At 57.8% G+C, this 325-nt stretch carries 1 protein-coding gene; it reads right to left on the bottom strand.

What is annotated here, in order from left to right:
* The coding region (locus P0G09_RS16695; RefSeq protein ID WP_275253224.1) for an aminopeptidase P family N-terminal domain-containing protein at positions 1-214 on the bottom strand (214 nt) is incomplete at its 3' end.
* Positions 215-325: the final 111 nt, after the last annotated feature.

Genomic DNA, 325 nt, shown 5'->3' with positions numbered 1-325 from the left:
GGCCGTCTGCCCAGACAGCGCTCTCGGTGGGGGTGACGACGAAGTTGGAGTTTTCGCCGTGGACGCCGGAGAAATAGGTCAGGGAGGTGTAATGGTCGGGCAGGTACTCGCTGGAATGCGGGTCACCCACCGGGATCAGATAAACGTCCACGCCGTTGGCCTTCATGGCAGCCCGCAAGGCAGCCAGGCGCTCAGGAACCGTGTTCATGCTCATAATAAAAAGCCTTCTTTCTTCCATCGATCATCTATCTGCCGGAAAAACGTCCGGCGGCGGGGGTCATTGTGTTCTATTGTACCATCACTCCGGGCAGAATGCACTTCACCG

It is taken from the genome of Faecalibacterium sp. DFI.5.82 (genome assembly GCF_029076575.1).
Lineage (GTDB): Bacteria > Bacillota > Clostridia > Oscillospirales > Ruminococcaceae > Faecalibacterium > Faecalibacterium duncaniae.
The sequence above is the reverse complement of the archived record's forward strand: the minus strand, read 5'-3'. Positions and strand labels throughout refer to the sequence as shown.